13 protein-coding genes are annotated in these 14685 nt (G+C 60.5%); 9 read left to right on the plus strand and 4 right to left on the minus strand.

Annotation, left to right across the window (positions count from 1 at the left end):
* Positions 1 to 205: 205 nt before the first annotated feature.
* A complete protein-coding gene (locus VGN12_28555) occupies positions 206 to 424 on the plus strand; it encodes a hypothetical protein (GenBank protein ID HEY4313436.1) in 219 nt (72 codons plus the stop codon).
* Between the two features lie 167 nt (positions 425 to 591).
* Here VGN12_28555 and VGN12_28560 read toward each other — a convergent pair whose 3' ends face one another.
* The 3 genes from VGN12_28560 to VGN12_28570 form a co-directional block, all read right to left on the minus strand.
* Positions 592 to 810: a hypothetical protein gene (locus VGN12_28560; GenBank protein ID HEY4313437.1), complete on the minus strand. Its 219-nt coding sequence runs from the start codon at positions 808 to 810 to the stop codon at positions 592 to 594.
* Positions 811 to 859: 49 nt separating this feature from the next.
* Complete coding sequence (locus VGN12_28565; protein ID HEY4313438.1) at positions 860 to 2983, minus strand: carboxy terminal-processing peptidase; 2124 nt, start codon at positions 2981 to 2983, stop codon at positions 860 to 862.
* A 441-nt stretch (positions 2984 to 3424) separates the two neighbouring features.
* Positions 3425 to 4222, minus strand: coding sequence for a sirohydrochlorin chelatase (locus tag VGN12_28570; GenBank protein ID HEY4313439.1), 798 nt, complete (start codon positions 4220 to 4222; stop codon positions 3425 to 3427).
* Between the two features lie 252 nt (positions 4223 to 4474).
* On the opposite strand from VGN12_28570, the gene VGN12_28575 reads away from it, so the two are divergent.
* Positions 4475 to 6322 (plus strand): sigma 54-interacting transcriptional regulator, encoded by a 1848-nt coding sequence (locus tag VGN12_28575; protein ID HEY4313440.1) that lies wholly within the window; start codon positions 4475 to 4477, stop codon positions 6320 to 6322.
* A 203-nt stretch (positions 6323 to 6525) separates the two neighbouring features.
* On the plus strand, positions 6526 to 7776 hold the full coding sequence (locus VGN12_28580) for a PQQ-binding-like beta-propeller repeat protein (GenBank protein ID HEY4313441.1): 1251 nt from the start codon (positions 6526 to 6528) through the stop codon (positions 7774 to 7776).
* A gap of 97 nt (positions 7777 to 7873) precedes the next feature.
* On the opposite strand, the gene VGN12_28585 is transcribed toward VGN12_28580, so the two are convergent.
* Positions 7874 to 9346, minus strand: a complete 1473-nt coding sequence (locus VGN12_28585; GenBank protein HEY4313442.1) for an aldehyde dehydrogenase family protein — start codon at positions 9344 to 9346, stop codon at positions 7874 to 7876.
* Positions 9347 to 9563: 217 nt separating this feature from the next.
* On the opposite strand from VGN12_28585, the gene VGN12_28590 reads away from it, so the two are divergent.
* From VGN12_28590 to VGN12_28615, 6 genes are all read left to right on the plus strand, one after another.
* Positions 9564 to 10472, plus strand: a complete 909-nt coding sequence (locus VGN12_28590) for a xanthine dehydrogenase family protein subunit M (GenBank protein HEY4313443.1) — start codon at positions 9564 to 9566, stop codon at positions 10470 to 10472.
* 65 nt (positions 10473 to 10537) lie between these two features.
* Positions 10538 to 11023 carry a (2Fe-2S)-binding protein gene (locus VGN12_28595; GenBank protein ID HEY4313444.1) on the plus strand — a complete coding sequence of 162 codons (486 nt, stop codon included), beginning with the start codon at positions 10538 to 10540 and terminating at the stop codon, positions 11021 to 11023.
* Entirely contained in the window at positions 11023 to 13323 is a 2301-nt protein-coding gene (locus tag VGN12_28600; GenBank protein HEY4313445.1) for a xanthine dehydrogenase family protein molybdopterin-binding subunit, read from the plus strand. Before VGN12_28595 ends, VGN12_28600 begins: the two co-directional genes overlap by 1 nt.
* 90 nt (positions 13324 to 13413) lie before the next feature.
* A complete protein-coding gene (locus tag VGN12_28605) occupies positions 13414 to 13674 on the plus strand; it encodes a MoaD/ThiS family protein (protein ID HEY4313446.1) in 261 nt (86 codons plus the stop codon).
* Positions 13675 to 13686: 12 nt separating this feature from the next.
* Positions 13687 to 14025, plus strand: coding sequence for a TfoX/Sxy family protein (locus VGN12_28610; GenBank protein ID HEY4313447.1), 339 nt, complete (start codon positions 13687 to 13689; stop codon positions 14023 to 14025).
* A 12-nt stretch (positions 14026 to 14037) separates the two neighbouring features.
* The gene (locus VGN12_28615; protein HEY4313448.1) at positions 14038 to 14670 is read left to right on the plus strand and encodes a GNAT family N-acetyltransferase; all 633 of its coding nucleotides are present in this window, start codon (positions 14038 to 14040) and stop codon (positions 14668 to 14670) included.
* The last annotated feature ends 15 nt before the right edge of the window (positions 14671 to 14685 follow it).

Genomic DNA, 14685 nt, shown 5'->3' on the forward strand with positions numbered 1-14685 from the left:
CCCATTCCCCGGGGACTTGATCGGCGCCCCAGTTCAATGTCTGGGGTAATGGCGCCGTTGCCGCAAGAGTTAGCCATAGTGGAGAATTGCCCTGGCAACGATAGGCGTGCATGGCGACGACCGAGTTTCGGCCGGATGTTCGCCCTGGAGTGGACGCGGCGTCTTGCGAGCAATTCTTGGCACGCCGGCTGCAGCAGCCCGCTAGTTGCTTTTGTTCGCACGCGTCGTGGGAAGCGCCACACGCATGTTCGTCATGGTCGTGCCTGTCGTCGCTGCTAGCCAGCAACTCGTCGGGCGGCGCGACGTCATGTTCATGGGCCCAGGTCAGCTTTTCCTCGCGAGTAAAGCAACAGCAATGCTTCCAGCACTGATCAGCGTCGGCGCAGCCGCAACGGTGGTGCTGGCAGGGAAATGGCCGCGATAGATCCTTAACAGCGGGCGCAGGCAAAGGTATGCCGACCAGCAGCGCAAGATAATTCGCCAATGAGAAAGCGGCGATAATACGCCGCGGCCGAGCACGCACGCAAAACTCCGAGCTGGTCCGTTGGACCGTTCCAACGACCCGCTCCTCATCGCAGGCTAGCAATATTGTCAGTACTCGGACGGGAAGTCAAGGGTTTCAAAGAACTTTGCCGGGACTGGGCAGATAATCCGCAGGCAAGAGACCTCGCCCGGCTTGGCTGAAAGTGCATCTTTCAGCGATCGACCAATGGCAATTTCTGCCGAGGGCAGGAAGGGCGCCCGACGAAGGGTGGTAAAAAAAAAGGCTCGCGCCGGCATACGGCGCGAGCCTGGATTACGGTTGATCATGCTTTGACGGGATGCGCCCCGATTGAGCGCGACGGAAATCCTTTTTGACTTAGTTCGCTTTAGCCAGGCGGGTCAGTTGCAGCAGGTCGACCGTGATCGCCAGAATTTCGCGATTGTAGAAATTCTCGGGATCGAAAACCGGCTTATCCCCCTTGGCCAGCTCCTCGAGCTCCTTCTCTTCTTCCTTGTCGGCGTTGATCTCGTCACGCTCGGCCTGGAATTTCTGCTCGTTCAGCGGAACCGTCTTGCGATTTTTTTGCGCCTCGTAGCGGGTGATATTTCGCACGACGCCTTGGAACTCGGTCGAGTCCTTGCGGCGGTCGGTTGAAAGCTTGCTCAGTTGGTTGATCAAGTGCGTATCAATGTACGGCGCTCGACGGTACGGAACTTCATCCACCTTGTCGAAGTTCAGGGCGTAATCCAAGTCCGCCTCGCCCATCGCAGCCTGGCTGGTAAGCGATGGCAACTCGATGTCGGAAACCACACCACGATTCTGCGTGCTGTCGCCATCGGGACGATAGAACTGCTGCATCGTGATCTTCAAGGCACCCAGTTGCGGCGCGTTGGGGATGCGTCCGAAGAACTGCCGCGACAGGTCAAGCAGGCTTTGCACCGTCCCCTTACCGTGCGTGGACTTGTCGCCCACGACCAGTCCGCGGTGATAGTCCTGAATCGCCCCCGCGAAGATCTCGCTGGCGCTAGCGCTGAACTTGCTGGTGAGCACGAGCAGCGGGCCATCCCAGGCAACTCCACGCTCCAGATCATCGTATTGCTGCACACGTCCTTCGGCATCCTTCACCTGCACAACCGGGCCTTCGTCGATGAACAAACCGGTCAGGCTAATCGCCTCGGGAAGGCTGCCACCACCATTCATGCGCAGATCAAGGACCACGGCTTGTACGCCTTTGGCCTTGAACTCGTCGAGAATACGCCGGACGTCGCGAGTCGTGCTCTTGAAGTCGGGCAGATCACGGCGGGCACCTTCCATGTCCATGTAGAAACTGGGGAGGTCGATGACGCCGATCTTGTAGGTCTGGCCCCCCTTGGTCTCGTCGATGATCCGGGCACGGGCCTCACTGTCAGTCAGCTTGATTTCGTCGCGTGTGATGTCGTAAATGCGCTTGTCGTTAGCGCCGTTGGGAATCACTTCCAGGCGGACGACCGTACCGCGGCGTCCGCGGATTTTCTGCACGACGTCGGAGAGCTTCATATTGACGATGTCTTCGATCGGGCCTTCGGTTCCTTGCCCGACGCCGATCACCTTGTCGTCAGCCTTCAAACGGCCGTCCTTATCGGCGGCTCCGCCTGGCACGACCTTGGTAACGACGGTGTAGCCATCGTCACCGGCCATTAGCGCTGCGCCGATACCGTCGAGCTGCAGCCGCATCTCGATTTCGAAGTTCTCGAGCGTGTGCTTCGACATATATGACGTGTGCGGGTCGAATGACGTCGAGAGGGCCGTCAGGTAGACCTCCAACAACTCGTCGCTGTCGTACTGATGCATACGACGGGCGAAATTGTGATAGCGCTTCGAAAGCTTTTCGCGAGGGTCCTCCGCCGCCTTGGCCGCTTCGGCCGGGGTCGTGTCGTCTTTCGGCGACTTCTCGGTTGCTGCAGGCTTCTTGTTCTTGCCGGCCTTCAACACCAGCAAATCGTACTTAATGCGCTTGCGCCAGAAGTCGCGCGCCTCGGCGTTGTTGCGGGCGTAGTGCGTCGATTCCGGGTCAGTGATCATCTCTTCGTCGACGGTGAAATCGAGCGGTTCCTTCAGGATATCGTCCGCCAGCTTCACACTTTCGTCGACGCGCTGCAGGAAGACGCTGAAGACCTGGTAGGCAAAGCTGACATCTCCTTTGCGGGTCAGATCGTCCAGATCGTCCTGGCGGAGCTTGAAGCCATCAATGTCGTTCTGCTGGAAATAAAGCTTCATCGGATCGAGCATCTTCAGATACCGGTCCAAAAAGCGATGCGAGATTTCGTTGTCCAAGGGGTGCTTCGACATGTGCTGACTACGCAGCAACTGCACCACCGCCTTGGTCACGTTGTGATCGTCATCGGTCGGGCCCACCGGATCCGCCCCGGCGATCCCCGGAGCCGTGGCCGCCATGGCGAGCATTGCCACGGATATGCGATAGAGCGAAAGAGGGCGCACGTAAGGGATAAGATGACGCATCGCAAATCCTTTTCTGCTCGTTAACTGGAAAAAGGCCAGAACCAAGGGGTGCGCGGTAGAGCCCTGCTCGTCAGAGATGCATTGCCGATAACTCTTCCATCGACGTCCACCGCTCGTCTGATGACTTGCGCTTCCCCGATGCCTTCACGACCATCCATGGGTCGTCCAGGTTGATCGCCAAATAAGACCGGCAATCGAACCCGACAATCGATATCCGCGTCCCTCTGCGATCGCACCAGAATCGATGCACTGTTCGCGGCGAGAATAGCTAAGTCTATCGAAGGCAACAAGTTAGAGGATACTATACGCTCGCCACTCGAAAAGCAATATCAACCGTGCCCCTCGGGCACGCCTGTGTTTTTACGGTTCGCAGGGCCATTCGGTTTCTTTGCAGCGGGGCTTTTGACCTGGATATGTCGTTAGATTTTGGCTGCTGCGCGATCAAGATGCCTCGGACGTGGGGATTTCTGCGAGTTCGAGGATAGCCCGCGCGAGCGCTGGATCGGGCCCCAGGCGGTCAACGACGACGAACTCGCGTTCCAGCCACTGTGCAGTGGCGCTCGCGACCATCGAACGGACACGATCCAATAGCTCGCCTTGGAAAAGCAAATGCGGCTCGACGACTACGCGGCGAAATGGCAAGCCGGGCAGTAACTGCAAGCCGCGCTCGAGCGAAGGTTCGGTCATGGCCAGAAAGCACGTTTCCAGCCAGCCGGCGCCGGTTTGCTCCTGTCGCTGGCGGGCGAAGCCGCACAGCGCGATGTTCGCGGCCGGATCCTTCGTGCCGCGCCCAACGACCAGGTGCAGCGTCTCATTGGCCGCGACAGTCCGCAAACCCTCAATCGCCGCGGCGTACCGTCGTTGGGCGAGTTCCCGCACTGCCGAATGCGAGCCAAGATGCGGCATCTGTTCGATCCCGACGGTCGGGTGTTTGTCGGCCGCCGCCGCCACCAACTGCGGAATGTCGCGATTGGCATGTCCGGCCGACACCAACAGCAGTGGCACCACAGCAAGGCACGATGCGCCGCGCTCGATGGCGCGATCGACGGCACGCGGCAGATCGGGCTCGACCAGTTCGAGGAAGCAGCCCTCAACGATCGTTCGTGGCGCCCGCAGGATCACCTGCTGGACCAACTCGGCGAACTCGGCACAGCCGCGCTCGTCGCGCGTACCGTGGCCGACGATGATCAACCCGTCTGGAGGAAGGGGCTGCCGATTTGATTCGCCCGTCAGTGGCATATTCGTTCGCCCTATTTCGACCACTAGGTACGCCGATCAGCTCCATCATGACTCGGCCCGCAACCATTTTATGCTGTCAGCGGAATAGATTCCGAATCCGTATTTGAATTACGCGGCCAGCCCCCGATCGGAAGCTGGCCACGGCCAGCACTGGCAGCGGGCCACCGAGCGTCCCCCTCCATCCCCCGAACAGGAGCCGGTGTGTTATAGTGGGCGCTGTTGGCTTGTCCCAGGTGCTGAGCCCGCCGCCCCATGCCCCCGCTGTACACCTATCTGACCATGATGATCGGGCCGCAGGCAGGAATGAATTTCCTGCTGAACGAAGCCCGCGAGTTCCGCATCGGGCGTGGCGAGGAATGCACGATCACGCTGTTGGACCCTATCTGCTCTCGCGTGCATGCGGTGCTTTTCTGCCGTGACCGCACGTGGCGGGTGCGTGACGCGGGGAGCCGCAACGGGACCTTCGTCAACGACCAGAAGGTCGACGAAGCCGTGTTGGCCGAAGGGCATTCGGTACGCATCGGCGCTTGCGAGTTCGCCTTTCACCAGACCGAGCAGCCCCCCACCGCCGGATCGGTCGTCTCGGAAAAGGGAAAAGAGACGATCGTTCGCGACACCGTGATGGGGAGCTTCCTGGGGGAAGAGCTCGCGCTATCGGCCATCCAGGATTCGGAACAAGCGCAGGATTTGCTGCTGCTCTACCAATTGAGCATTAAGCTGCTGGGCTGCGCCGATCCGCAAGAGGTGATTCGCGAATCGCTCGATCTGCTGCGCACGCGGACGAACGCCACAATCGTCGGCTTCCTCTGGGTCAGCGACGATGGGCATCTGAAGCCGAAGCTAATGATCCCCGAATCAGCAGCGAAGCAAGTTTCGCTGAGCGAGTCGTTGACGCGTCTGGTCTCGGACGAGGGTCACGCCGTGTGGACGGCCAATCAGCGCTCGGCCGGCGAAGACGAGCGGCCGCAAGATTTCGCCGACGCGTTCTGCGTACCCTTGGTGCAAACCGGCACCGTGCTGGGGGCGATGCACGTTTACCTGGATCACGGGCGCTTTCGGCAATCGGAATTCGAGTTCGCTATCTCGGTCGCCAACATCACGGCCGTGGCGCTTGCGCGAGCGCGGCACGAAAAATCGTTGACCAGCGACCTAGCTCGGTTGAAAGCGGCTTCGCCCGGCTACGACGATCTGGTCGGCGCCTCACCCGGCATGCGCGATCTCAAATCCAAGTTGTGCCGCATGGCGAGGGCCAGCGGCTGCGTGCTAGTGCGAGGCGAAAGCGGCACCGGCAAGGAGCTCGTCGCGCGGGCCATCCATCGCGCCAGTCCGCGCGCCGACCGGCCGATGTTGACGGTGAACTGCGCTGCGATTCCGGCCGACATCATGGAGAGCCAGCTTTTCGGGCATAAGGCGGGCTCGTTCACCGGCGCGGCCAGCGACCATGCTGGATATTTTCGCCAGGCCGATCTGGGAACCCTGTTTCTCGACGAGATCGGCGAGCTGACCTTGGCGGGCCAGTCAAAGCTACTGCGCATTCTGGAAGGACATCCGTTCCTACCCGTGGGTTCGAGCCAGGAAGTCAGTGTCGACGTCCGCGTGATCGCGGCTACGAATCGCGACCTGCTGTCGTACGTACGCGAGAAGAAATTCCGCGAGGATTTGTACTACCGATTAAGCGTGTTCGAGGTCGTAATCCCGCCGCTGCGCGAGCGCGGCGGCGATATCAGCCTGTTGATTGATTTCTTTCTCGAGCACTTCTGCGCGCAACATGGTCGGCCAGGCCTCGAGCTATCGAGTGGCGCCCGGGCGAAGCTGCTCGCTTATCAATGGCCCGGCAATGTCCGACAACTTCGCAATGTCATCGATAGCGCCGTCGTATTAGCGATGGGCAAAGCGATCGACGAGCAGGATCTGGGGCTGCAGGATGCCGGCACGACCGGCGAGCTCGATTCATTGCGGATGGACGTTTGGGAGCAGCGGTTGATCGTCGAAGCGCTCAAGCGCACGGCCGGCAACGTGCCTGAGGCCGCGAAGCTATTAGGCGTGGGCCGGGCCACGATCTATCGCAAGATCGAAGAGTACGGAATCGTGCGGCGGTAGCCACATTAAGGGGCCGTCAGTTAGATGGTCTCGATTCCGGCACGGCTACGTGTAGCCGGAAATGCCCTTCCAGCGGCATGCCATGCTGCTGGTTTCATGATATGGCGGTCGCTAAGATGGCGCGTACTTGTCAACTCCGCCGCATTGCGCCGTCACGCCTCACTGCGATTTCTCACGCACTTTGAAGTTATAGGAGCTGATGCATGACTTTCATTATCGCGCGAGGAATAGCGGTCATTTGCATCCCCGTTGGATTCCTGGTTTTTGGGACCGGCGCGTTCTCGCAAGACTGGACTCGCTTTCGCGGTCCCAACGGCACCGGCATCAGTGCAGCCAAATCCGTTCCCACGGAGTGGACCGAAAAGGATTACAACTGGCGAGTCGAGCTACCAGGCATAGGGCACTCCTCGCCAGTGCTGTGGGGGAACCGGATTTTCTTGACTAGCGCCGTCGAAGACACCGCCGAGCGGATCCTGCTCTGCCTGGATGCCGCGGATGGCCATATCTTGTGGGAGCGGCGTTATCCGTCCGAAGTGCACACCAAGCATCTGCGCAACAGTTTCGCAACGCCCAGCCCGGCATGCGACGAAGAGCACGTTTACTTTGCATGGTCGACGCCGGATGAGTACACACTGGTCGCCTTGAGCCATGACGGCGTGGAGAAATGGAAGCTGAATCTCGGGCCGTACAGCAGCCAGCACAGCGCCGGACCATCGCCGATCGTCTATGAAGACCTGCTGGTACTGGGGAACGATCAAGACGGCGATAGTTCGCTCTTGGCTTTCGATCGACACACAGGCAAACTGCGCTGGCAGACGCCGCGGCAAAAGGAGTTTGTTTCCTATGCCACGCCTTGCGTGTTGGCGCGTGAGGGATTGCCCGACGAACTGATCTTTCTGTCCGGAGCGCACGGCGTCTCGGGCATCGATCCCAAGTCGGGCAAGACGAACTGGGAACTCGACGCCTTCGATAAGCGGACCTGTGCGTCGCCAGTGCTGTGCGACGGCATGATCTGGGGAAGCTGCGGCTCAGGGGGTGGTGGGAACTATGTCGCGGCCATTCGGCCGGGCACACCCGACGGCGCCATTAAGCCGCAAGAGGTGTGGAAGATCACCGACTCGGCGCCGTACGTGCCCACGATGATCGGCAAAGGGGACTTTGTATTCATGTGGAGCGATAAGGGAGTCGCCGCCTGTGTGAAGGCGGCAACGGGGCAGATTCTGTGGAAGCAACGCGTGGGCGGAAACTTCTCCGGCTCGCCGGTGTGCGTCAACGATCGCTTGTATTGCATCGCTGAGGACGGTGAAGTCGTCGTGCTCTCGGCCACGGACCAGTACGAGCTACTAGCGCGCAATCCGCTGGGTGAAGACAGCCGCAGCACCCCGAGCGTGGCCAACGGCCGAATGTACCTGCGCACGTATTCGCACCTGATCTCAATCGGCGGAAAGAAGTAGCGCAATCGTTGAAAACGAGCGCGATAAAAAAGCCGCCCTCCCCAATAAAGGGAGAGCGGCCTTAGTTCCTGACACATCCGTCTACGGCAAGCTCGTACTACGTCAAACTCACCGTAACCGTCTTCGTTTCGGTATAGGCGTCGAGCCCCTTCTCGCCCAGTTCGCGTCCCATGCCAGACATCTTGAAGCCGCCGAACGGAGCGGCCGTGTCGAAGACGTCGTAACAGTTAATCCACACCGTACCGGCCCGCAGCTTGGCCGCGATGTGATGCGCCTTGGCAATGTCGCGCGTCCAGACCGCGGCCGCCAAGCCGTAGAACGTATTGTTGCCGCGCTCGATAATCTCTTCGACGTCCTTGAACTTCAGCACGGATAGCACGGGGCCAAAGATCTCGTCCTTGGCGATCGACATCTCGTCGTTGACGTTGCCGAAGAGTGTCGGCTCGATGAAGTAGCCGCGGTCGCCATGGCGCTTGCCGCCAGTCAGGCAGTCGGCCCCTTCTTTCTTGCCCAGATCGATGTAGTGCATGATCTTGTCGAACTGCGCCTGATCGATCTGTGGGCCTTGCTCGGTGGCAGGATCGAGCGGATCGCCGACTTGCCGCGTCTTGTTCATCGCCACGATCTTGTCGACCACCTTGTCGTACACCTTTTCCTGCACGAACAGTCGGCTGCCGGCACAGCAGCATTGCCCTTGGTTGAAGTACAAGCCCATGTGCGCGCCCGCGGCCGCCGCGTCCAAATCGGCGTCGGCGAAGACGATGTTCGGGCTCTTACCGCCCAGTTCGAAAGTCAATCGCTTTAATGTTTGGGCGGCCTCGGTCATGATGATCTGCGCCGTGCGATGCTCACCAGTGAAGGCCACCTTATCCACGCCGCGATGCTTGACGATCGAAGCGCCCGCGGTTGGTCCATAGCCCGGCACGACGTTGATCACACCATCGGGGATACCGGCCTCTTGCGCGAGCTTTGCCATCCGCAAGCAAGTGAGCGGCGTCTGCTCGGCCGGCTTCATCACAATCGTGCAACCGGCGGCCAAGGCCGGCCCCCACTTCCAGGCCACCATCAACATGGGGAAGTTCCATGGGATGATCTGTCCGACAACTCCCACCGGCTCGCGCCGCGTGTAGGTGAAGTAGTTGCCACGGACCGGAATCGTCTGACCGTGAATTTTGTCGGCGTAGCCGGCGTAATAACGCAGGCAATCAATCGTCAAAGGCAAGTCAGCGGCGCGCGAGTCGCGAATCGGCTTGCCGTTGTCCAATGTTTCGAGCGCCGCCAGATCGTGGAGTTCTTCTTCGATCAGATCCGCCAGTTTGTACATCAATCGGCCACGATCGCGGGCGTCCATCTTGCTCCACGGGCCATTTTCGAGCGCGTTGCGCGCCGCGAGCACGGCCAGATCGACATCGGCCGCGTCTCCTTCGGCCACGTTCGCAATCACCTGCTCGGTCGCAGGATTCACGGTTTCGAACGTCTTGCCACTTTTGGCCGGCTGCCATTTACCACCGATGAAACATTCGGTCTGACGAATTTTTGGCTGCTTGATTGTTTCCGTTGTCGTGGCCATGATCGACCTCCAGGGCGTGGGCGATGATTGGATGGTTGCGACGTGCGATTCGTGTGCGTCTGACGAATTGTATCCCTCGGCGCTAACGGCAACTAGCCAAAAGGGATAGCACCCTGCCGCCGATTCCGCCACGAGCTTGACAGCCGGCGGCCGCCGCCGTCAAATTTCCTTGGGGAGTGATTGGGAGTTCGGGAAATCTGTTGGAGACCGAATACCTTTGAAAGAAATAGAATACGCGGCCGCTCACAGCGTGGACGAGGCCGTAGGCCTGCTGGCCGCACGTGGGGAAAAGGCCCGAATCCTGGCCGGCGGGACGGATATCCTGGTCCAGCTTCGTGAGGGACTTCGTGATGCCGACCTGATTGTCGACATCAAGAAAATCCCTGAGTTGATGAACCTCTCGTTCAGCGCGGCGCAGGGCCTGCACCTGGGGGCCAGCGTCCCCTGTTACCGAATCTACCGCGATCCGGCTGTTGCATCCGCTTATCCGGCACTGGCCGACGCCGCACGAATTATTGGCGGCTGGCAGATTCAAAGCCGTGGCTCGATCGGTGGCAACCTGTGCAATTCCTCGCCCGCCGCGGATTCAATCCCAGCGCTAATCGCCCTGGATGCGAAATGTTTAATCGCCGGCCCGGACGGTCGTCGTAGCGTGCCGGTGGCCGAGTTCTGCACCAGCCCGGGCCGCAACGTGCTCAAGCGCGGCGAGCTGCTGGTGGCACTTGAGTTTGCCGCGCCAACGAAGCACGAAGGGTCGCGCTATCTGCGGTTCATTCCTCGCAATGAGATGGATATCGCCGTCGTGGGGGCTGGAGCCTGGCTAAGGCTCAACGCCAAAGGCGACACGATCGAGGCCGCGCGATTAGGACTAGCAGCCGTGGCCCCTAAACCGCTGGCGGCGATTGACGTGGCCTCATGGCTCGTTGGAAAGCCGGCAACGGCCGAAACTTTTACCGAGGCAGGCAACCGCGCCCGCTTGCTCGCCAAGCCGATCAGCGACATGCGTGCTCCGGCCGAATATCGGCTGCACATCGTGGGAGTCATGACCGCCCGCGCGCTCACCGGAGCCGCCGAGCGCGCTCGGGGCGTGCATGTCGGCCACTCGCCCAACGGAAAGAAGTATTAGCTGACGTCGCTCGGAACGTTGGGAAAGAGGACTCCGTTGACTGACACCTTCAAGGAACGACTGCCGTGGTGAAGAAAGCGCACGTCTCGACGACGATTAACGGCGAAGCCGTGGAATTTCTCTGCGAACCGCGACAGAGCCTGCTGGAAGTTCTGCGCGACACGCTGGAACTCACCGGCTCGAAAGAAGGTTGCAATAACGGCAACTGTGGCGCGTGTACCGTCATGCTGGACGGCGTACCAGTCAATAGTTGCCTGGTACTGGCCGTCGAGGCCGAAGGCGCCCAGATCGGTACCATCGAAGGGATGGCCGATACGGCCCATCTGCACCCGTTGCAGCAGTGCTTTTTGGAAGGAGCCGCGTTGCAGTGTGGCATCTGCACGCCCGGTTTTCTCGTCGCAGCCAAAGCACTGCTCGACCGCAATCCGCGCCCCTCGGAACAAGATATTCGCTTCGAATTGGCTGGCAATCTCTGCCGCTGCACGGGCTACGACAAAATCGTTCGCGCCGTGCAGGATGCCGCCGTTGCCTTGCAGGAGACTTCTCGCTGATGGCTACTGATACTCCGCCAAAGGGCAAAGCTAAAGAGCCGGCCGCAACCAAAGAGGCGGCGGTGAAGTATAAAGTTATCGGCACCCGGCCTGTCCGTCATGACGGTGTCGACAAGGTCACCGGCCGCGCCATCTACGGCGCTGACGTGCAGATGGCTGGCCTCGTGCATGGGCGCGTCCTGCGCAGCCCGCATCCGCACGCCACGATCAAATCGATCGACACGAGCGCTGCCGAAAAGCTACCTGGCGTGCTGGCCGTGGTAACGAGCCACGACTTTCCGAATCTCAAGGACAAAATGGCTGACCTTGGCGAAGGCATGGTGAACCTGGCGCACTTGGGCGCCAATTGCCTGGCGCATGACAAGGTTCTGTACAAGGGACACGCCGTCGCGGCTGTTGCCGCCACCAGCCCACACGTCGCCGAAGAGGCGATCAAACTGATCAAGGTTGACTACGAACCGCTGCCGGCAGTGACCTGGGTTTTGGACGCGATGCGGGACGACGCACCACTGTGTCACGATAACGTGTTCACGAACGAGATGGGCAAGATCGGAACGAAACCCACGAATGTCTCGGTTCACCTCCACTTCGAAAAAGGGAACGTCGAGCAAGGTTTCGCCGAGGCCGATCTGGTCATTGATCGCGAGTTCAAGACCGCCAGTGTCCATCAAGGCTACATCGAACCACACGTTTCCACGGCGCTTTGGAACCATGACGGCCACATAACGATTTGGACGTCAACTCAAGGGGCCTTCACGGCGCGGGCTCAGACGGCCGAGTTGTTGCAGGTGCCCGTCTCGCAGGTGACGATCGTGCCGTGTGAAATCGGCGGCGGCTTCGGCGGCAAGATCACGGTCTATCTCGAACCGGTGGCCGCGATCCTCAGCCGGAAATGTGGTCGCCCCGTAAAGATGACCATGACGCGCGCCGACGTTTTCGAAGGAACCGGCCCGACCCCCGGCTCGTTCATGCGCGTCAAGATCGGCGCCAAGAAGGACGGTCGATTGACGGCCGGCGAGGCATGGCTGGCCTACGATGCCGGCGCCTATCCCGGCGGCATGATCGGCCCGGGCTGCATGTGCGTCTTCAGTTGTTACGATTTTCCAAACGCCCGTGTCGATGGCTACGACGTCTTGTTGAACAAGCCGAAGACCGCGGCCTACCGTGCTCCAGGCGCGACGCAAGCGGCGTTTGCCTGCGAGTCGGTCATTGACGAGCTTGCGGAAAAGTTGCAGATCGACCCACTCGAGTTCCGTCTGCAAAACGCTGTCAAGGAAGGTTCGCGCCGCGTCGACGGTCCGGTCTATCCGCGTATTGGCTTCATCGAAACGCTCGAGGCGGCTAAGAACAGCGACCACTGGCGCTCGCCGCTCACCGGCCCCTATCGTGGTCGTGGCATTGCCAGCGGATTCTGGTTCAACATCGGCTTGAAAAGTAGCGTCGCGGCAAACGTCAATTCCGACGGCACCGTGACTCTGATCGAAGGTTCGACCGATATCGGCGGTACGCGTACGAGCATCGCCATGCAGTTGGCCGAGACATTGGGCATCAGGGCCGAGGACGTGCATCCTCAGGTCGCCGACACCGACAGCGTCGGCTATACCGACGTCACCGGCGGCAGCCGCACCACGTTCGCCACCGGACTGGCCGCCTATCATGCCGGGCTCGATCTTCGCGAGCAGATGGCCGCCCGCGCTGCAGTATTGTGGGAATGCAAGCCGGCGGACGTGAAATGGGACGACGGCAGCTTCTACGCCGCCGGCAAATCGATCTCGTTCAAGGAACTAGCCGGCAAGCTCAATCAAACCGGTGGCCCAATCGTTGGTCGTGCCGCGGTCGATCCTGAGGGCCCTTCGAACGGCTTCGGCACCCATATCGTCGACGTCGAGGTCGATCCTGATACGGGCAAGGTCACGATCCTGCGATACACCGCCATTCAGGATGCCGGCAAGGCAATTCATCCCAGTTATGTTGAGGGACAATTGCAGGGAGGAAGCGTGCAGGGAATCGGCTGGGCGCTGAACGAAGAATACTTCTACGACGATCAGGGCCGGATGCGCAACGCCAGCTATCTCGACTATCGTATGCCCACGGCGTTCGACCTGCCGATGATCGATACGATCATCGTCGAGGTGCCCAACCCCGCGCACCCGTATGGCGTGCGCGGCGTCGGCGAAACGCCCATCGTGGCCCCGCCGGCCGCCGTGGCCAACGCAATCTACCATGCGACCGGCGTCCGGCACGGCGAACTGCCCATGTCGCCGCCGCGAGTTTGGAAAGCAATGCAAGAAAAGCAGTAGGCAGTCGCTGGCCGTCAGTAATCAGAGACATCACGCGTTCTGGTCTTTCGCCGCTTACTGGCTTCCGATTACTGGTTACAGCTTCCTTCCATGGCCACCGTCTTCTTTCCACCTCAGATGCGCGATCTCACAGGCGGCGTCTCGCAAATGACGGCCACAGGCGCGACGTTGCGTGACCTCCTGCGACAGCTCGACGGCGAATGCCCTGGGCTCTTCGCGCGCGTCGTTATGGGGGACACGATCGCCCCGGGTCTGGCCGTGTCAATCGATGGGTCGATGACCACACGATTGTTGACGCCGATCCGTCCGAACAGCGAAATACATTTTCTGCCGGCTATCGGTGGCGGTTAACGGAGCCACGCCATGCCTTTTAGTTCCTCCTTAGCTGATCGAGTGCGAACCGTGGTCGGACGCGAACGGGGCATCACTGAGAAAAAAATGTTCGGCACGACGTGCTTCATGTTGCGAGGCAACGTGTGCGTTGGCATCTGGCAAGATTCGCTGATCGCGCGTGTCGGAAAAGATGCTTATCGTGCGGCACTGCGTCTCCCGCATGCATGCGAGTTCGATTTTACCGGGCGGCCGATGACCGGCTGGATCGTCGTCGCGGCGGAGGGGATCGATACCGAACGAGACTTGCGCGCGTGGATCGACCGCAGTCTCGAGTTTGTCGGTTCGTTGGCAGCTAAGACAAAAACCTAGGCGCTTCGATACATGAGCCAAGCGACCACGACCAACGGCATGCGGCGTTTGGAACCGTCCGATTTCCCTCGCGCGAAAGCACTGCTCGGCTGCGCCTTCTACGACTACAACCTGATGGTCTATTCCCAACCGAAAGACCATCGTCGCCTGCGCGCCGTGGCGGATTTGTACGGCGCCATGCTGTGGGATTGCATGTGTCGCGGCCAGGCGTACGCGACGCTCGATTTTTCCGGCATCACGGCCTGGCTACGGCCCGGCACCGATATTCCGAGTTTCTGGCAACAAGTGCGATCAGGCATGTTGCGGCTGCTACCCGGCTTTGGCCTGCGCGGGTTTCGGCGGCTCATCGATTACGACGAAGTTGGCCGCCGCATGCATCATCAGTACGCACACAAATCCCATTGGTATCTGGCGGCGATCGCCGTCGATCCCGATCATCAGGGTCGTGGCATTGGCAGCAACTTGATGACGCCGATCCTGGAGCGGGCCGACGCTGAGGGTGTTCCCTGCTGGCTTGACACGCATCAAGAGCAAAACGTCCGCCTCTACCAGCGGCACGGCTTTCAAGTCGCTGAATGCACGGCGCCGCGCGGCCACCAGATTCCGGTCTATGGCATGGTCCGCCCGCCCCGGTCGCGGTCCTGAGTCGCGTCCATCCGG

It is taken from the genome of Pirellulales bacterium (assembly GCA_036499395.1).
Taxonomy (GTDB): Bacteria; Planctomycetota; Planctomycetia; order Pirellulales; family JACPPG01; genus JACPPG01.